Below are 19,894 nucleotides of genomic sequence, written 5' to 3' on the forward strand. Positions count from 1 at the left end.
TCCCCCGGCTTTCGTTACACTCTCTATTTCCATCCTGTTTCCATCTTTCAAATATGACCCTGTCAGCAAGGACTCATGGTTAAAAACGATTACAATGCCGAGGCGATTGAAGTCCTCAGTGGCCTCGACCCGGTGCGTAAACGCCCCGGTATGTACACCGATACCACTCGGCCGAATCATCTCGCCCAGGAAATCATCGACAACAGTGTGGATGAAGCTCTGGCAGGGTTTGCCTCTCAGGTAAAGGTCACTCTTCACAAAGATCAGTCCCTCGAAGTGGTGGACGATGGTCGGGGTATGCCGACGGATATTCATCCTGAACACGGCATCTCGGGCATTGAATTGATTCTGACCCGTCTTCACGCCGGTGGTAAGTTTTCCAACAAAAACTACCAGTTCTCCGGTGGTCTCCACGGTGTGGGTGTTTCCGTAGTGAACGCATTATCCACCCGACTGGAAGTGACGGTGCGTCGTGGTGGTGTTATCTCCGCCATGAGTTTCAAAGATGGCTACAAAGATGAAGAGCTGCGTGAAACCGGCACCTGCGGTCGTCGCAACACCGGTACCACCGTTCGCTTCTGGCCCGATGCCAGCTACTTTGATTCTCCTCGATTCTCCGTTCCCCGATTAATGCATATCCTTCGTGCCAAAGCAGTACTTTGCCCTGGCCTTAAGGTGGAGTTTGATGACCAGATTTCCGGCGATGTGACTGAGTGGTACTACGAAGATGGTCTGAACGATTATCTTAAAAGTTCTACCCATGGTTACAGTGTGCTGCCTTCCGAACCGTTTACCGGCACTCTGAAAGGGGAAAGCGAGGCGGTAGACTGGGCGGTGCAATGGTTGCCAGAAGGGGGTGAACTGCTCACCGAAAGCTACGTAAACCTTATCCCAACCCCCATGGGCGGAACGCACGTCAATGGCTTAAGAACCGGTTTGTTGGAAGCCATTCGGGAATTCTGTGAATTCCGTAACCTGCTGCCACGTGGTGTCAAGCTTGGCCCGGATGATCTCTGGGAAAACTGCGCCTACGTGCTCTCGGCCAAGCTGGCTGACCCACAATTCTCGGGTCAGACGAAAGAGCGGCTGTCTTCCAGAGAGTGTGCCGGTTTTGTATCCGGTGTGGCGAAAGATGCGTTTAGCCTCTGGTTGAACCAGCACACAGCGCAAGGTGAGCTGCTGGCTGAGTTGTGCATTAACAATGCTCAGAAACGCATGCGTAAAGCCAAAAAAGTGGCTCGTAAAAAGGTAACCCAAGGTCCGGCGCTTCCCGGTAAACTGGCAGACTGCTCGAGTCAGGATCTGGCCAGAACTGAACTGTTTCTGGTGGAAGGTGACTCCGCTGGTGGCTCGGCAAAACAGGCGCGCGATCGTGAGCATCAGGCCATCATGCCTTTGCGCGGTAAAATCCTGAACAGCTGGGAAGTGGATTCTTCTGAAGTTCTGGCTTCCCAGGAAATACACGACATTTCTGTTGCATTGGGCGTAGACCCTGCTTCTGATGATTTGAATGGCTTACGTTACGGCAAAATCTGTATTCTGGCCGATGCGGACTCTGATGGCTTGCACATTGCCACACTGCTTTGTGCCCTTTTTGTCCAACACTTCCGCCCGCTGGTGGAAAAAGGACATATCTACGTGGCTATGCCACCGCTTTATCGAATTGATATAGCGAAGGAAGTTTTCTACGCGCTCGACGAAGCTGAGAAAGAGGGTATTCTCGAGCGGCTGCGGGCAGAAAAGAAGAGAGGCAAGGTCAACGTACAGCGCTTTAAGGGGCTGGGTGAAATGAACCCGCTTCAGTTACGTGAAACCACTATGTCTGCAGACACTCGTCGTTTGGTTCAGTTGACGCTGGATGATGAAGTGGAAACCACCCAGCGAATGGATATGTTGCTGGCGAAGAAGCGTAGTGGTGATCGTAAGACGTGGCTTGAAGCCCGTGGCAATCTGGTTGAGATTATTTAACGTTGGTTTTTTAAGTAAAGATTGTCATTTTTAAATTATAGTATGACATAAAATTCAAGGAAAGATTGGCACAATAGATGTTTAGCTTCTATAAATAGATACAGATGTTTTGAATCTGTTTATAGGAGCTCAAATTAATGACACCACTTCTTAGTCAGTATGTAGGATCAAGGAAGCTGACTCCGGGAAGGCATCGCTATAAATATCCAAGCAGGAAAATGGAAGCACATGTAATCACTGAATCTCCAAATGAATGTAATTTTTGCGAGTTTCTTGAGTTTGACAGCCGTGTTAAGGGATATATTTCTCAACCAAAAACTATTATATATGACTTATATCAATGTGGTCATGATTATACTGCCGATTTTTTTGTTGACTTATATTTATCGAAACCTGCCTTCTATGAAATAAAACCTAAGGATTATGAAAAAAGTGAGGAGGAAGAAGATAAATTCTATGAGGTTGAGAAGGTGTTTTATGATATGGGCTTTAATTTTTATTTGGTAACAGGTGATTATATTGAGAAAGGAAATCGTTTAATTAATTTTAAGAAACTTCGAAGGTTTGTCGGTAGCTTACCAGAAAGAAAAATACGAGAGTTTATTGAGAGGTTGGTCTTTGAAAGTAATGAAGGCATATCTTTCGGCGATCTGATTGCTAAATTAAGAAATCAATTGGATGTTGAGGAAAGGGACGCTTTTCAAAATATCTATCAATGTATAGCAAATAAAATCATTGGGTTTGATATTGATAGATATAAATTAAATCAGTCTGTAATGGTAGGTGTCTGGAATGAGAGCTTCGATAGAGCCTGGAATGGAGTACCGATTCAGGAATAGGGTTTATAGTATTGTCTCCGTGGGTGATTCCGAGATGATCGTGATGGATCGGTATGATGAGGAAGAAATTCATATATCTAAAGATGAATTCAATAAGTGCTGGATTAAAAATGAAATAAAGCTTGTCTCAGGACGAATGGCTAATTCAGTAAAAAACAAATTAAAAACGCCAGTATCAACGCTCAGTGAAGAGCAAAAAAAGGTAGCGGTGCGAAAGGAAGAGTATATAAAAAAATTTCTTGACAAGAAAGATGCGCTAAGAAAATCCGAGACTGATTTAGATTATTCGAAAATAATTGTTGAAATTGCGGCTGAGCTGAAAGATCCATATCCTCCATCATTAAGAACTCTAATGAGATGGAAAAGCGACTACAATGCAGCAAATGGATCTATACGATCATTAATTAATGGGTTTTCTAATTCTGGCAGAAAGTCAAATTTAAATAAATGCCAAAAAGAGCTGATTGAAAAGGCAATAGATAATGTATACCTTCAGCCGGAAAAAGGAACAGTGGCTCAAACGCATAGTGAACTCGGAGTTCTTGTGGAGATACATAATCGGGAGAACAAAGATAATGAAAGTATGATAATTAAATGTCCAAGCCGATTTCAAGTACAGAAAGCAATAGAAAATCTTGATTATTTAACCAAATTAGAGAAAAGAGAAGGAAAGCGAGAAGCGGCTAGAGATGTGCGTACATCTAAGCATAATTATCGACCCGAAAGGATATTGGAGATAGGTGAAACTGATCATACATTACTCGACTACTATGTGATAGATGATGATTTACTCATGCCTCTTGGGCGACCATGGATGACTAATATAATGGAATTGTATTCTCGAATACCTTTAGGCTCTGAGATAACCTATGAAAATGGTAGCTTTATTACAATCGCTAATGCCCTAAAAATGTCAATACTACCAAAGAGCAATTTCTACGAAATGTATCCTGATATTAAAAATACAACCAATTATTCAGGCATTCTTGAAAGTCTTAGAACGGATAATGGAGCAGACTTTATATCGAATGATCTAGATGATGCAGCACTGGAAATCGGTATGATTCTACATCATGTTCAGGTTACAAAATCTTGGCAGAAAGGAGCCATAGAAGGTTTTTTTAGGAAGCAGAACGTAATGCTACTTGATAAGATTAAAGGGAAAACCTTCAGCAATATACTAGAGCGTGCAAAGTATGACCCTAAAAAGCAATCGTTGATAAGACTGTCTGATTTCAAAAATATTTTATACAAGTGGCTATACGATGTTTATCCATATAATGAAGTAAGAGTAGAGCATGGTAAAAAAATAATTCCCCATAAACTCTGGGAAAAAAACATAAAGGATCATCCTCAGGATTTTATTGAAAAATCTAACTTGGATATTATTTTTGGAAAAACAGGCAGTAGAAAAGCACGAGACAAAGGAATAGAGATAAATAACCTGAAGTATGATGGTATTGATTTAACTAAATTTAGAGCATCTCATGGTAATAATGAGACCGTCAAGGTTAAGTTCGATCCATCTGATCTAGGATTTATACATTTTTTTGATAAGTTTGAGAAGCGCTTTATTAGGCTTAATGCTGTTGATAGTGAATATGCAAATAAACTTACTTTATATCAACATGGAATTATTAAAAAGTATGTAAAAGAGGATATGAGACGAAGTGAGGAGGATATAAAGGTTCTGATGGATGGGAAGATTCAATTAAGAGATATGATCAATGACTTGTTAGAAAATAAGCCGAGTAAATTAGCTTCAAAAAGAGGTGCGCAATTGCGACAGGGAATGACTAACTCTATTGCGGATGCAGGTGAAAATCAAAGAGATTCGATACCAAGATTAGAAGAAAATCAAATCAGTTCGGTGTCAGATGTTAGTGTTGAAAGTACTGCATGTGATTCAATTATCTCTGACTCCAAGGGTACAGAAGAAAGTAAAAAAAACACCAGTTACGAAAAGTGGACTGATGATGACATAGAGTGGTAGTAATATGATGAATATAGAAAAAGAAATTTATTACAATTGCTTCATACCCACTTCAAGAATTGTTGATGTTATTAATGATATGATCAAATGTAAAAAAAGTTTTGATACAAAGATGGAGCCAATTTCAATGATGATTATGGCGGGAAGTGGATATGGAAAGACATTATTGATTAACTATTTCTCCTCAAAATACCCGCCGGTTACTGAGAAAAATGATAAGGGGGAACAGGATAAGAAAGAAGTCTTAGTCGTAACGTTAAGATCAAATTCAACTAAAAAAGATGCTGCAACCGAAATGTTAAAGGCTCTTGGTGATCCAAATCCGGATAAAGGAAGTTTATTGCAGCAGACGGACCGCATTTTGACATTATTGTGTCTATGTGGTGTAAAGGTTATCATTATTGATGAGTTTAGCCATATTGTTCAGAGCAACAGTAGTCGGGTTTTAGGTAAAACAGCAGATTGGATTAAAGATATAATTAAGCCACCCAAAGACAATCCGAAGGAATGCCCAAAAATACCGTTAATTGCAGTCGGAATGTACAGTAGCATAAAAATCCTTCAGTCAAATCCTCAGTTGGATACACTGGTTACCAAAAAGTCATATCTTTTTCCTTATGGCATATCTCAAAAAGATGAACTTGATTTTTACAAGATTTTTTTAAGCAATGTTGGTAATAAAATAAAGAATCTTGGCTTGGAAATAGATCTCGAAGATCCAGAGATCTACTTAAGACTTTTTGCTGCATCTAACGGTATTCCGCGATTACTAATGAAGATAATCTCATGTGCTTGTGGTATCGGTTGTTCAAGGGGTGATAATAAAATTGTGGACGTCTCCTGTTTTGAAAATGGCTTTGAGGATGTCTTTGGAAAGCAAAAGAAAAATCCATTTAAAGCGACGTCGCTGAAAGATATTCCCTTTACTGAGAGTACAACTTATACGACGTGGGTGGAATCAAAATGTAGTCATGCGGTTCTTGAAGGAAAAAACAATGGTTTATTAGATGTGGTTTTTAAAACTGGAAAATCAAAAGGTTTTATTTAGTTCTTGGAGTTTTGATCGTGCTATTATCAAGACCTTATATACAGGATGATGAATCAATTGAAAGCTATATTATCCGTCTTTCAGGAGCCAACGGTTATACGGTTAGACAGTTTGTAAATATTTATTTTACAGGCTTTCAATCTTATAAGGATTTTGATAAATATACACCACCTCTTAAACTTGTTAATCTCAATCATGGTTGTTTTAAGAATAAAGATAGGATATCTTTTTTTGAGTTAATCAGTTCTTCTACGAGGCAGGATAAAGCAAGATTATTCAACAATTTAGTAGAATCTGTACCTTCTGAAAATCTTGAATTGTCAAAATATATTTATAAAGGGGTCGAGGTTCCTGCTTGCCTATTCAGGAGTGAGTCAGTACCTATATGCCCATTATGTTTAGTTGATTCTCCTTATATTAGACAGTATTGGCATATAGCTTTAGTTCAATGTTGTTCAAAGCATAAAATAGATTTATTGAAGTCTTGCCCTCGTTGTCAGACTACTATTTCATATTTGAATCATGAGTTGATATTGTGCTGTCCTTGTGGTTATAGTTTTATCCAGGAGCCATCTTCCTATCTTAACAAAAATCATGATGAGGTACTTCTATCGCTGGTAGACCTAATTTATAGCAGCATGACTGAGAATAGTATTCGAGCAGAATTAAGTTCATTACCTTCAGATAACATTTATACAATTTTTGGAATGGCCGTTTTTTATTTTCAATATTTGGGTAAGCTTACACACTTGTCAAAAAAATTTTATGCATTTTTAGATTTCATTAGAAGGTGGCCTCGTAGCTATATAGCGTTGCTATCTGAGAATGCTGACAAGGGTCTTCGTTATCTTATTAAACCATCTAATGAATCAGAGTTTAAGTCCATTTTTGGTAGCTTATTAAATAATATTAAGCGTCTACCTAATAATTTAGATAAGGATGATTTGATTAAGAAGGAGACATATGCTTTCTTCCGTCAGAGGTTGTTGTTGGATAAAAAAAATGAAAATAAAAACTCTGTCTCAAATCTGCTGTTGACTAAAGATGAAGTGGCATTATTGTTAGGTGTATCAACGGATCGAGTAGCCAAGCTGACTTCTAAAGGAAAGTTGTGTGCAAAACGAAAGACCTTAAAAGCTTATGTGGGCAGTTATCCATTGGGCGAGGTATTTGATCTTTTGAGCGAAACAGATTCTGCTATATTTTAGCATTAATGATTCATAGAATTAGATATTGGATACAATATCGAGTCGAGGTCAACTTTGGAATTTTCTACCTCTATGCTCTCTGTTCCTTCAGATATTACAGGAAAGGTAAACAGTTTCTTTGCCCAAATTATAAATCAGTCCAATAAATCTAAGTCAAGTCTTTCAGGAACGCCATTACAGACAGCTAGATCATTACTTAAAAGCAAGCTGTTCATTATTGATGCTTGTCAATCCTTAAAAGGTTTTCTGACTCATAATCCTAAAATTTATGATGCTAAAGTCCGAGGAAGGGTTTTTTCATTGTCAGTAAACTCTGGAACTGATTCCTCTTATATTTATGGTGACTCAGTTAGCTACCATCATCAATACGATTGGGCAGGTAACGCCGGATACATATCAAAGCGATATTTCCTTTGCACTGAGTTTATATATAAAGGAGATAATACAACGCTGTATCATGAATTCCTCAAAGAGTCATCGGAGCTTGTGGAGATGCTTACAGGGCTAGGGCTAACAAGTAAGCATCGAGAACTTATCAAAACCTCTTGCCTAGCTCATCAAGATAGTGCTTTTCCAAACTCTGTGCCCCCCTATCAGGTTCAAGTGCTTATTCCATATACTGATGTAAACAAGAATACAGAATATATTTCGGTTTCGCCAATATCTGCCTCAAAGGTTCAAGCGGCTATACACACCTTTTGTCATAGCGAAAATGCTCACACAGTGGGTCGGTCTTTTCATTATCCGACCAGGCCGGAAAATATTGGTGCTTTAGCGATATCTACAGGTGGAAGTATTGGAGTGCTGGCACCGGATATAATCTTGGAATCAGAGATTGTACCCACTTCTTCAGACATACTGAAAGAGCTTAGAGTTAACGTCAACAAGGATCTTTTTGATACTTCTAATCTGGACTTTAGTTATTTTCTTAAGCTACGAAAGAAAGCTGACTTTGCGATAGGTCGGTACATCCCCACTCCAAAGTCGTCCCAAAAAGCCGCGTTTCTCGATATCATCAAGAACAATGTGGAGAAAATGTTCTCTAAACTAGATAAACTCCGGCTTGCTGTTCAGCTTGGAGTTCTGCATGAAGATAAGGTCGACGGGCTAAACTTAGTTCAAAGAAGTTATGTAATCGAGCAGAAGCTTTCTGAGGCGATAATGAATCAGGTATGGACTCAGGCTAATAATTCTATTCAGAAATTTATCTCAGGGACTCACTACAAACAAATTGCTTATCACCCTACGCTTACCCGTTATATTAGCGAAAGTGTTCGGCGTCATCTACAACCTGTATTCAGAGGTAATATTGAGTCCTCAAAGCCGGAAATTGTCACTGATGGTCATGAAGGGGAGAAAGAAGATACTAATGAGCCAATTAAAACAGCTGCCAATGCCATTGTTTTCATAGTCATCCCCAGGCTGACGGTTATAGATGCTCATGCAGATAGTTCGGCATACACAACAGGCCTCCCCGGAATCACTGCTCTTGTTGGTTATGTTGATAAGTTATGCAGAAATATTCAAATTCAAACTAAGGTCGAAATTGATAACATCGAAGTAGCCTGGCTTCTTCGTGATTTTCAGCGTATTGAGGGTATGAAAAAACACGAGCCAGCTCGTTGGGACAGTAAAAAGAAAACAACTTTGAGTGATGTTGTCAGTCGTAAATTCTGTAACCTATCGTTTGACTTGATTTTAAAATGTTCTGCGGACTATGAGCAACTCAACTGCTTAAAGGAGGAGTTGCCAGATTGCCTGCCCGCTAAATTTGCTTCAGGCATGGTCAGTACTGCGGAAGAGATTTCCACAAAAAATTACATGTCAGAATCTTTCTTGATTTTTCAGTCAGAGCAAGATTTGCTTAATGAGCTCCAATCCGAAGATTCTCTTCGCTGGGCTGTGCTTGATTACTCAGAAAAGTTTGTACGTAAGTCAGATTCTATACTAGAGGATCTGGCAGATGCTTTCCTTGAGTACAAGGAACAGAACCCTCGCTGGAACCAACTCACGGTTTCAAATGTTGGTTTCAAATTATTGGAAGAGCCTGTCACGCGACCGAATAGCAGGCTTACACATCATGCGTATGCAGAACCTGTGATCGGTGTACAAGAGTTGTGGTTGATAAAAAATCTGTCTCCAGAAGTGTTTGGCACATTACCGATTTTTTGGGCATATCGATCGGCAGGAAAAAGAATCCTGTGCCAAGCTTAAGCCCTCTTATTATTGAGGGTGGCTATGATACTTCCAACGATCCTTACCTATGAAAAGTCTCTGGCGCCTTCTGTTGCCCTGATGTTTGCAAAAACGTACGACAATAAAAAGGTTCCGATTGAGGTTTATGATGCAAAAGGGCGGGGAGCGCAAACAACCTTTACTGCCTGTCATGGAACTAAAGATACAGACTTAGGTGAGTGGTTGCCTGTAAGGCAAGATATTTGTCATTTACCACATGATGCCAGTGAGTTAATAATTGAGTTCCCCCTTAAATACTCTCCTAATTCCATGAAGCCAGGGTCTTGTAATGTTGCCGATTGGACTACCCTGCTAAAGGAGATGGCTCTCCTCTATGGGGAAAAAGGGGGCTATTTATATCAGGCATACTGTCAGATGGATGCTCTTTTTCAAGCTGTTCCCTTTTGGAGGAATAAAGATGCTGAAAGCATGACATTACGGGTTATGAATATCAGTGATAGCATCCTGCCACCTTATGTTTTCACAAATCTTCCATGTTCTATTGATGAACTGATTGGTAGTGACAAGCAGCAGCTTGATTCACTTATCAAAAATATCGAAAGCGCATTGACGGGTAAACGAAATTTTTTACGTCTTCGAGTTATCGCAGAATTAAAGAAAGATATTCTTGAAGAAGTGCACCCAAGCCAGCAATTTATTGAAAAGTTACCTGAAGCTAAAAAAGAATACCTCCATCGACAGGGAAGGTATCAGAAGTCCAGGCAATATGTCTCTTACAACCTAGGTAATTTTCGTCAGGCCATGTTACGCCCAACAAAAATAGGAGCCGGTTTACGGCCTGATCGATGGAATGATGTCGCTAAAGAGGTTCCAGTGAGTGTTTATGGGCTCGACCCGGAAAGCCATGCAGCGATAAGAGGGCGTGGCACTAAGAACGATTTCTATACTCTGATCAGTAACATCAAAAAGCATATTGAGACACTCAGAGCTTTTGACGGTGATATGTTTAATGATGAGTCGATACTAACTCTTGGCAATATTCACTTCATTATGGCCAACTTGATTAAAGGCGGTGTGTATAACCGAGAGAGCTCCAAGACAAAAAATAAAGGTGAGCCAGATGAATGCCCAATCGATTTAAGTAATCCATGAGAAATTTTATGAATTATCTGTCATTTAAAATTATTCCTGACGATGCAGATCCAAGGTTTTTATTAGGCTATATACTTCAAGAGGCTCATCCTATAATTGCTCGTTATGGCAATAATAAAATTGGTACGTTGTTTCCTGAATGGAATGTCGATGAACCTGGTCGTTCAATTGCTTTTTGTGGAGCATTGGATGTTCTAAATAGAATCATGAAACACGAATATTTCAGGGTTATGATTGATGCTGGGGTGTTAAAATACAATTTACTAGACATTGATCCTATCAATCATCAGAAAGTGATTTTTTTAAAGAATCAGAAAATCACCAGCAATACGCCTAAACGCCAGCAAGGAAAGATCAAACGGATAATAAAAAGGCAGATAGAGAGAGGTGAAATTCAAAGTGCCAGAGAGTATCGACCCAGAACAGATCAACAACAGACTGACATGCCAGACGTCTTCTACCATCTTTTTTTTCTTGATAGTAAGAGCACTGAGCAGATTATGCCACTCTGCATTCAAATGATACCAGTCGCTGAGAGTGAAGGAATAGTCGGTACTCAGACCTTTGATCACTATGGATTCAGCACACTTGAGCAACATCGTGCGGTAGTGCCTCTGATTTCACCAATATTTTAACAGGCTTGTCTTGAGTTGTTTTTGTTATTTAATTTCAATGGGTTACTGCGTAGCCTTGCTTGGTTCATAAATGATGGTTTTTCACCAGGTAGGAGGATAAGTATCCATGTTTCAATAAGTTATATTACAGTTGTTCTACCTCACTGGCGCATACGCAGCTGAAAATAACACCCCTTATCCAACCGCACTTCCCGCAATCCTCACTGCCGCATACGCAGCTGAAAATTTGACCTGGAACCGGAGAATCCGTCACCAGAACCTCACTGCCGCATACGCAGCTGAAAATTCAAGGGGTGCTAGACGGGGAGTGCGTTATGTCCTCACTGCCGCATACGCAGCCCCTCAACTCTGTAGTTCTATTCTTAAGGTCATGGAAAGATAAAAAGGTCAGCATGGATGCTGCTACTCTCAAGACCAACACCCAACAAGCTTGAAAGCCTGAGAGGCTATATCCTCCGTTTATCGCAAGCAAATAGCTACCATACAACCCAGTATGTTTTAGAGCTGGCAGACCTTTGGACTGGTAGAAACTATGATACTGCCAGCAAGTACGTTTTTGGTGATAGCAACTTGAGTAAGTTGGCAAAGATCACCAACACTTCCAAGGGAGAGTTGGAAGCTTTACGGTACGGGCTTGATGACCAAAAACAGTCGAGTATTCATGGCCATCTAATTAGTAATGAGCATTTGAGGCTGGATTACCCACGAGTCTGTCCTGAGTGTCTTGAGTCCAACAATATAGCTCTCGCTGTATGGGATATTCCGGCACTGACTGTTTGCCCTGTGCATCACATGAGTCTTTTTGATTATTGTCCTGAATGCAATACCCGTCTTCGTTGGAATCGACCGGCTGTACATCAGTGTCATAAGTGCAATTGCGACTTTCGCTCTTATACGAGTGATAAATTGTCTGAAAAACAATACCGCTTATCCAGACTTATCCATCAGCTCTGTATGATAGATAAAATAAACCACCGAATGATTCCAAACGTATTGAAAAATCATAGCCTGGCGGAGGTTCTCAGCCTGGTCAGCTCTATTGCATTTTTTGATTATCATCTATTGGGTGACCAGAGCAAAGATGGGAAATTTCTTTCTTTGAAAACCGCTCCAAACTATCGGCTACATGAACATTACACTAATGCTATGAAGCATCTGGATAACTGGCCCCATAACTTTTATCAGTTTATGGCTGAGAGCCGGCAGAATCGTAGGAGTCAGGGAATGAAAGAAGGTATAAGCAAAGAAGTGGGGGGGATCTTTTATTTTCTTCGCGCCAATAATGAAAAGGCCATATATAGGCCTTTATGGGAGGCCTATTGCAACTTCAGAGAGGTAGCTGCGCGAAAAACCCTCGATGAGCTACGCCTTGCTCGAATTCATGCAAAAAATATTCCCGTCAGCACCGCAGCTAAAGAGTTGAAGATACGTCCTGAGCAGCTTCGAAAGTTCTGTGAAAGGCTTAATATACCGTTAGAAACCGCCTATAAGGACGTCAAACTGATTTCCCGAGAGCAAGTGGCTGATCTAAAGGATTTTATCAGTAAGTTACTGACCATCAGACAGTCCGCAGACATTATGGGTATCTCGGTGTATCAACTCCGAGCCATGGTTCGTAAAGATGTTATTACTCCATTGCGTGGTCCAACCATTGATCAATCAAGAGACTGGTACTTTGAGCCAGAATCTATAGAAGCCTTTCATCAGCAGATAGCCAAGTATTGTTTATACAAAGGTGCAAAGCGTACTCATGATATGGATCTAAAACAGGCTTTAGAACAACTTTCATACTACCAAATGGGGTTGGCTGAGATCGTTCAGGCCATTTCTGCAGGTAAATTACGACCTGCCAGCGAGAGTAAAGCGATCACGTTAAATGCACTCCAGTTTTCAGCTGAGGAAATCAAAGCTCTTCGGCCAGAGCTGAAATCAAATAATGACTATTGGCAGCCACCGGAGATAGAAAAATACCTTGGCTGTAAAAAAGATCTTGTTTACGGGTTGTTGAAAAGTGGCCATTTACCCATGGAAAAGGTCAGTCTCCCCGGTAGAACCCGCCCTGTTGTCGCGTGTAAAAAATCTGAGGTGAAAGCATTTAATGAAAACTTTTACTTGCTTCGAACTCTCAGCCGAAAAACGGGAGTTGTCAGTGAAAAATTAAGAAAACTGCTGGAAGCCAAAAAAATCCAACCCGTTTCTGGTCCTACTGTTGATGGCGGTTACTGTCACTTTTACAAAAAGAATAAAAACATTGATAAACTCCTGAAGGAGTTGGGTGCTAAGTGATACAGGGTATTACCTTTCTGTTCACCGGGAGGGTACTGTCAACTAGGCTTCCAAACCAACGGTTGATTTAGAAAATCTTATTCAATTTTTAAAAGAGTTGTGCAGAAATAGTAAAGTGGGATTTATAAAGTGTGGTATCCCCGCTAATCCAATCCTCAGTTGATCAGTGGCAAGTATTTTTCATACAAGTTTAAAATATGCCCTACTTCTCTTTCCAGTCAAATGCTGACCGGAAAGAGAATATTATTGAACTTAATGGGAAGTAACTGTTCACTGGCGTTCCTTAAATCATAGTTTCGCGCATTGAGTATTTTCCTCTGACTTATGTTTCCAACTATAGAAACTTAATTGAAGGTCAAAGACGGATGCATATCCGAAGAAATAAATAGTGAATGAGCAAAAAAAGGGGGGCAATTTAAATAACCAGCCTCCCCTTTGGGGATAGTATATAATCCCCTAGCTACGCTGAAGAAGATCAGTTAAATATTGCCATAACAATGACTACAGGCAGAAGGATTGCATACACAGGCAACAGCGAAGCATGATATACAAGCTTGTCCTTGGCAGGTACTTTAACTTCAGCTGCATTTTCACTCTCAGTCGCAACATCACACTGTTTGATCTTTCGATTCAGTTCTGCATTACACTGCTGGTAACGGCGATTATTGGCCTGGAAGGTTTGTAGCTCCCTGCGGTATTTGACCCAGTCGGCACTGTTATTATTCACCATATCATCTTTGAACTTACCGCATTTCTGGACGGCAGCATTCTTCCAGTCCTTTTTGAAGGTCTGCTTACGGCTATTTACGTTGTTGTAATCCGGAACCCCAAGCGCTTCAATCTCAAGGTCTTTGTCAAGCTCAGCTCGCCACTTACTCTCTACTTGCCAGTGGCAGGCATTAATCTTTTTATCCTGTAGCTTTTGTGGTGATTTTGGTTTGTGGGCTCGGCTAACAGGTTTCGCACCACACTGCTTGTGTTCTTCCACCAGAGCACAAGCTTCACGCTTTTCAGTCCCTGCTGTATTGTAATCCTGCATTGCCTTCGAAGCGCAACCAGAGAGGGTCAGCATAAAAAATGCTACGGATAATAATCTGAACATTAACATCTATGTATTGCCATGATCGGGTGGCTGATGAGTCAGCCACCGGTTGTGAAATTAATTGCTGTTTAAACGAATGGTAAGATCGTTAAATTGCTGTTCCAGAGCGCTGTTATCAAAAATAATCGGTTCTGGTGTCGTCAGCGCCAGAACATTGTCGAACATGGCTGTGGATGTCTGAATCAGGCTGCTGATAGCGAGGCTATTGCTTACGGTAGCAAGAGTATTGTCCGCAGCCATCTTTTGATTTAAAACCATCTTCTTGGCTTTTTGGAATTTTTCTCGATCCTTTTTAAGAACCTTGCTGTACAGGTCTATGGCTTGTAAGTTGATAGCCTGTGCTTTCAGGTTTGCCTCATAGATGTGCTTCGTCCCTGTATCAGCACTTGAAATCAGTTGTCGAGTTTCAAGAATGAGCCGTTCTGATTTGAAACGATTTTGCTGCAGTTTCGGAATGTAATCGTAGGTCAGACGATCTTCGAACTGATCGTAGATGAAGAGCTGCAAAGAAATCAGTTCGGAAAATAATCCGTAATAGCGTTTGGCCACATCCAGATTGCCTTTGGCGCTCTGTGAAGCTTGTGCTAACTGACGAACCATTTCCTTCATGACAGGGAACACCGTCATTGATGCAATCAGGTCATCACTGTTGGCTTGTCCTAATGCAGATTCGAGCTGTTCATTACTCAAATACACACTGTGTAAGGCTAGCTGATTGGCAATTTTCTGGAACATGCTCGCGCGCTTTTGTTCCACTGAAAAAAGTCGAGCTTCTTTTTTCTTAACTTTTGCTTTGATGGCATTGATTTCATCTTCAGAAAAGACAAACGACAGCCCTGCATGAAGCTCTGAAATATCGGCTTCATACTGTTGTATTTCAGCATCGTACTGCTGTAAGTCATGACGGTATTCATTGATATCTTCGTCAAGCAAATTCTGAAAAAGCTGTTGATATAGAAGATCAATTTCATCAAGCGCTTCTTGTTTTGTTTGGCCAAAAAATGCATCTTCCGGCAAAGTCTCAGCTTCTGCTCTCTCTTCCTGGATTTCAGTCAGGCCTTCCGCGGTAGGATTCCAGTGATCTGTTAACTGCTGCTGTATGAATTTAGCCGCCTGCTCTTTCTGCTCAGGCGTAATCATATCGGATACGCCAGTGACAACGCTTACAGCGTTCACTACAGCGATGACGTTGGCTTGAATGTTAGTGGTGATTAATATCGCTGCCAGAGAGAGGAGTGATAACGATTTTTTCATTTAGGGCTCATCAAAATAAAACGTGGTCTTTGCCATATAGCCACAATGTAACATTTGGATAATTCATAGCCGCTAGCGATTTCTGACTGGAGGCTTTTTACTTCATAGCAATGGGCAAAAATAGCGGTGAAACATAGAGTAGATACAAAGCATTTGCCATTGATCTATGTCATGAATGATACGGGTTATACAACGCTGAAAATTTTTACTTCACCTTAGCGTGGACGAGTCCAAAGATGATTTAGGTCGTATGATAAGTGAGATATTGGTTGTGCTTAATGCGTAATTATCCGCTTTGCATTCATCTTTCCTGTTTTGTAGGGAGTCCTTACTGATACGGTAGGTAGATTGTTATGTCCTTGTACGACATCTCCTTACCGGTATAAACGACAGATTGATTGCACAAGAACATGGGAGTATAAGGCACGCTGTAATTAATATTTCGAGGTTCTCATGGGACTTTTAGGCAATTTTGCAATACTTGCCTTTGTATCAGTGGTTATCAAATATGCGTGCGATACCTTTGAACAAAGTGCTGTTTATTTAGGTCGCAACATGAGTGAGGGCGTTAAGGGCGGTCTCATCAATGCTGTTGGTTCTTCTTTACCAGAAATGTTGACCACTTTCTCATTACTTTTCTTCCTCCATGATGAAGCAGGTTTTGCAGCGGGTATTTCGGTAACCGTTGGTAGCGCGGTTTTCAACGCTATCGTAATACCATTGGCGTGCATTCTTGCCGTTAGGTTCTATGGCGTTAGAGGCAAATCTGTCACATCTTTCACCATCAGTAAAACTGCATTGAAAAGAGATGGCTTCTGGCTGTTGTTTGGTGAAGGGGTTTTAATCTTCATGTTGATCAAGTTTGAGCTTTTCCATTGGTGGATGGGTCTTGCATTGATCGTTGTTTATCTTGGCTACCTTGTCCACATGCTGAAAAGCGGAAGTCATGATGGTGAGGATGATTATGAGTTTGAGTCCCTCGAAAGTAGCAATATTCTGACTGCTTTGATCACGTTTGACTTTAACAAGGTTCTCTTCAGTGATAAGCCTCTGAGTAAATTCTCCGCATGGGTTAACCTGTTCTGCGCTACCGTTATCATTGCAATTTCGTGCCACTTCCTTAGTATTTCTGTGGTGGGGATTGCTGACGGTCTAAATATTCCTGTGTATTTATCAGCCTTGGTGTTTGCAGCAGCGGCCACATCTGTGCCAGATACTTTCCTGAGCATCAAAGATGCGGTGAAAGGTCAGTATGATGATGCAGTTTCTAACGCCTTCGGTAGTAACACCTTTGACATCACTGTTGCACTTGGATTACCGCTGTTGGTCTATGGTCTAATCTACGGCACTGTGCCTATGCCTGAGGGAACCGATATTGCAGCTCTTCGTGTGTTATTGGTTGTGATCACCCTTGCAGTATTACTAATGTTTTACATTCCTAAAAAAGTCACTGGCTATACAGCTTCTGGCTTGGCTGTACTTTTTGCTATCTGGGTTGGTTTTCTAATCTGGGCTAGCCAAATGGGTGGATTTACTTTGTAGTATGCCGTGCTCTACCGGGTTTTCGTGTATATCTGAACCCGGTAGTGTCTGAAAAATTCGAAGAAGAGGAAGTGTCCAGTGCTCAAAGGTTTGTTTGATCAGGCAAAGGCTAAAGTATCAGAGCTCAAAACTGATGTTCTAAAGTACAAGTCTAAGGATTTTCTCCATGCCGCTCTTGGTGGCAGTGCTTTAGTTATCATGGCGGATGGTGATATCGACGCCAGTGAAAAATCAAAGATGATGCGCTTTATTCAGAGTAATGAAGCTTTATCGGTATACGACACTTCCGAAGTTGTGAAAGTCTGGAAAGACTATCTCGAAACTTTAGAACTTGACGCAGACATAGGTGAAGCAAAAGCCCTTGATGCGATTGGCAAGATCAAAGGGAAAGAAGATCAGGCTCGGCTCGTGATGAGAATGGTCATCGCAATAGGTGCAGCCGATGGCGATTTTGATGCTGATGAAAAACGTGTTGCCTCGGTAGTTGCCCGTGAACTGGGACTTGATCCTGCAGAATTTGACCTTAACTAGGTTATGTACTTATATGAGTAAAACGTTGGTTCTCTTTGACTTTGATGAAACCATCATCAAAGAGAACTCAATCCAAAAACTGCTCTACGCGGCTTCTGGGCGACGTTTCTTATGGCCTTTAGCCTTAGGGGTGTTAGCTCATCCATCTGGCTGGGGGCAGCTGAGGCAAGCGGTCAAGAATCAGGTATACAACAGATGTTTGTTTTCGATAACTGATTCTCGTCAATACAATTTCGGCCAGGCTTTTGGTATAACTTTCACGCTGAATTCTGAAGTATGCAGAAGGATGTGGCGTCACCATGAACAGGGTCACAGGATTTGGGTGGTCACAGCCTCTCCACAGTCTTACATAGAGGGAGTGATAAAATCCCTGGGTCTTCCCTGTGAACTTGTTATAGGTACCCGGCTTTCTTCTCCCTGTACTTCGTTCAATCTTTGTGAAATCGAATGCTCCGGAGAGAAGAAGGTTTATGAAGTTCGCAAATTGTTATCAACGCGATCACTTCATTTTGATACCGTAGTGGCATACGGCAACCTTCCCTTTGACAGAGAAATGCTGTCTATGGCTGATGTGGGCTATGTGATCACTGACGGTAAAACCAGTAAGTACGTAAGAGATTAGTATGGCTATCAATCTGCAAAAAGGTGGGCGTATCAACCTGGAAAAAGAAGCTCCAGGTTTATCCAATATCCACCTCGGACTTGGTTGGGATCTTCGGAAAACAGATGGAAGCGACTTCGATCTGGATGCTTCAATCTTGATGCTTAATCAAGATGATAAAGCTATTGGCGAAGGTGGCTTCATTTTCTATAACACCGATACTAGTAGCTGTGGTTCAGTTAAACATTTAGGTGATAACAGAACCGGAGCAGGCGAAGGCGATGATGAAGTTCTTACTGTAGACCTGCAAAAAGTACCTGACAATGTTAGCAAGATGCTGGTCGCAGTGACCATCCACGAAGGCGATGAGCGAAATCAAAATTTTGGTTTGGTTGACAATGCTTTTGTACGGGTTGTCAATCAAGATACTGGGGAAGAAATTGCCCGTTATGACCTGACAGAAGATTACAGCGCCGAAACATCTCTAATTTTTGGCGAGCTATACAAAAAGGATGACTCCTGGCGTTTTGCTGCCAAGGGCGATGGCTTCGCCGGTGGCCTATCTGCATTTCTTGGAACTTATGGTTTAGGCTCCTGAATCTCTTTTTAGGTTAGTTATTAAGACTCTCGCTGTTAAGTAGGGTCGCCTCTTGTTAATCAACCTCTGCACTGTTTGTAGCGCAGAAATGCTAATGAAGGATGTATTATCATGGCAGTATCTCTTTCCAAAGGTGGAAATATCTCTCTCAGCAAGGAAGCTCCAGGCATTAAAAATGTCTTGATTGGCTTAGGCTGGGATGAACGCTCAACAGACGGTAAAGAGTTTGACCTGGATGCAAGTATCTTCCTGGTGAAAGCTGACGGCAAGGTTCGTGGCGACCACGACTTCATTTTTTACAACCAGCTGAAATCACAGTGTGGTTCTGTTGAGCACACAGGAGATAACAGAACTGGTGCCGGTGAAGGCGATGATGAGTCTGTAAAAGTGGACTTGTCGCTGGTTCCAGCAGAAATTGACAGAATCGCTGTGACGGTCACCATTCATGACGCTGAGGCTAACAGTCTTAACTTTGGTCAAGTTTCCAATGCGTTTATTCGTGTTGTGAATGAAGCAAATAACCAAGAAGTGTGCCGTTATGACCTTTCTGAAGACTACAGCATCGAAACAGCCATGATTTTTGGTGAGCTGTATCGCCACAATACTGAGTGGAAATTCCGCGCTGTAGGTCAGGGTTATGAGGGTGGCCTGAGCGCAATGGCGAAAAATTATGGCGTTAATATTGGTTAATGTTCTTATTCATGTGAATGATAAGAACCCCTAATCATGTAATATCTCGCATTCAGGCATTGGGTACTGAAAAAGTGGTACCCTCTGCCTGAACATTAAGAGATTAGTCTTATTGGCTTTGTTCAAAATTTCCATCACACTCCTTTTTCGCGTGTAGTGAAAGAAGAATCATGTAACTAGTGATGAGGAATTGATATCTTCATGATGTTAGGACGAAGGATTGCTCACTCAAATATTAATAAATGCGTAAT

16 protein-coding genes are annotated in these 19,894 nt (G+C 41.2%); 14 read left to right on the forward strand and 2 right to left on the reverse strand.

The genetic code is table 11. The features are described 5' to 3' along the window. Positions 1-75: 75 nt before the first annotated feature. From parE to AKL11_RS09210, 9 genes are all read left to right on the forward strand, one after another. The gene (gene parE / locus AKL11_RS09170; protein WP_067516643.1) at positions 76-1,968 is read left to right on the forward strand and encodes a DNA topoisomerase IV subunit B; all 1,893 of its coding nucleotides are present in this window, start codon (positions 76-78) and stop codon (positions 1,966-1,968) included. 137 nt (positions 1,969-2,105) lie between these two features. Next, positions 2,106-2,807, forward strand: a complete 702-nt coding sequence (locus tag AKL11_RS09175) for a PDDEXK family nuclease (RefSeq protein ID WP_157673482.1) — start codon at positions 2,106-2,108, stop codon at positions 2,805-2,807. Further along, a complete protein-coding gene (locus tag AKL11_RS09180; protein WP_095210281.1) occupies positions 2,761-4,800 on the forward strand; it encodes a TnsB C-terminal domain-containing protein in 2,040 nt (679 codons plus the stop codon). The genes AKL11_RS09175 and AKL11_RS09180 overlap by 47 nt, the downstream gene beginning before the upstream one ends. 4 nt (positions 4,801-4,804) lie before the next feature. Beyond that, positions 4,805-5,848, forward strand: coding sequence for a TniB family NTP-binding protein (locus AKL11_RS09185; RefSeq protein WP_067516650.1), 1,044 nt, complete (start codon positions 4,805-4,807; stop codon positions 5,846-5,848). Between the two features lie 17 nt (positions 5,849-5,865). Continuing rightward, on the forward strand, positions 5,866-7,056 hold the full coding sequence (locus tag AKL11_RS24550) for a TniQ family protein (RefSeq protein ID WP_157673483.1): 1,191 nt from the start codon (positions 5,866-5,868) through the stop codon (positions 7,054-7,056). Between the two features lie 54 nt (positions 7,057-7,110). Beyond that, positions 7,111-9,270: a type I-F CRISPR-associated protein Csy2 gene (locus AKL11_RS09195; protein ID WP_157673484.1), complete on the forward strand. Its 2,160-nt coding sequence runs from the start codon at positions 7,111-7,113 to the stop codon at positions 9,268-9,270. 24 nt (positions 9,271-9,294) lie between these two features. Further along, positions 9,295-10,404, forward strand: a complete 1,110-nt coding sequence (locus tag AKL11_RS09200) for a type I-F CRISPR-associated protein Cas7f/Csy3 (RefSeq protein WP_067516656.1) — start codon at positions 9,295-9,297, stop codon at positions 10,402-10,404. Positions 10,405-10,412: 8 nt separating this feature from the next. Continuing rightward, on the forward strand, positions 10,413-11,039 hold the full coding sequence (cas6f, locus tag AKL11_RS09205) for a type I-F CRISPR-associated endoribonuclease Cas6/Csy4 (RefSeq protein ID WP_157673485.1): 627 nt from the start codon (positions 10,413-10,415) through the stop codon (positions 11,037-11,039). A gap of 396 nt (positions 11,040-11,435) precedes the next feature. Continuing rightward, positions 11,436-13,325: a TniQ family protein gene (locus AKL11_RS09210; RefSeq protein ID WP_067516660.1), complete on the forward strand. Its 1,890-nt coding sequence runs from the start codon at positions 11,436-11,438 to the stop codon at positions 13,323-13,325. Between the two features lie 475 nt (positions 13,326-13,800). On the opposite strand, the gene AKL11_RS09215 is transcribed toward AKL11_RS09210, so the two are convergent. Then, on the reverse strand, positions 13,801-14,397 hold the full coding sequence (locus tag AKL11_RS09215; protein WP_157673486.1) for a hypothetical protein: 597 nt from the start codon (positions 14,395-14,397) through the stop codon (positions 13,801-13,803). An 87-nt stretch (positions 14,398-14,484) separates the two neighbouring features. Beyond that, positions 14,485-15,681, reverse strand: a complete 1,197-nt coding sequence (locus AKL11_RS09220; RefSeq protein WP_067516665.1) for a hypothetical protein — start codon at positions 15,679-15,681, stop codon at positions 14,485-14,487. A gap of 453 nt (positions 15,682-16,134) precedes the next feature. Here AKL11_RS09220 and AKL11_RS09225 point away from each other — a divergent pair, with 453 nt between their 5' ends. The 5 genes from AKL11_RS09225 to AKL11_RS09245 all read left to right on the forward strand — a co-directional run bounded on the left by AKL11_RS09225 (position 16,135) and on the right by AKL11_RS09245 (position 19,643). Continuing rightward, positions 16,135-17,223: a sodium:calcium antiporter gene (locus AKL11_RS09225; protein WP_067516668.1), complete on the forward strand. Its 1,089-nt coding sequence runs from the start codon at positions 16,135-16,137 to the stop codon at positions 17,221-17,223. 78 nt (positions 17,224-17,301) lie between these two features. Beyond that, a complete protein-coding gene (locus AKL11_RS09230; protein ID WP_067516670.1) occupies positions 17,302-17,754 on the forward strand; it encodes a tellurite resistance TerB family protein in 453 nt (150 codons plus the stop codon). Positions 17,755-17,767: 13 nt separating this feature from the next. Continuing rightward, positions 17,768-18,376: an HAD family hydrolase gene (locus tag AKL11_RS09235; protein WP_067516672.1), complete on the forward strand. Its 609-nt coding sequence runs from the start codon at positions 17,768-17,770 to the stop codon at positions 18,374-18,376. 1 nt (position 18,377) lies between these two features. Then, positions 18,378-18,953 (forward strand): TerD family protein, encoded by a 576-nt coding sequence (locus tag AKL11_RS09240; RefSeq protein ID WP_067516674.1) that lies wholly within the window; start codon positions 18,378-18,380, stop codon positions 18,951-18,953. 111 nt (positions 18,954-19,064) lie between these two features. Further along, positions 19,065-19,643: a TerD family protein gene (locus AKL11_RS09245; protein WP_067516676.1), complete on the forward strand. Its 579-nt coding sequence runs from the start codon at positions 19,065-19,067 to the stop codon at positions 19,641-19,643. The last annotated feature ends 251 nt before the right edge of the window (positions 19,644-19,894 follow it).

The sequence above is a fragment of the Endozoicomonas ascidiicola genome (assembly GCF_001646945.1).
In the GTDB taxonomy this organism is placed as follows: domain Bacteria; phylum Pseudomonadota; class Gammaproteobacteria; order Pseudomonadales; family Endozoicomonadaceae; genus Endozoicomonas; species Endozoicomonas ascidiicola.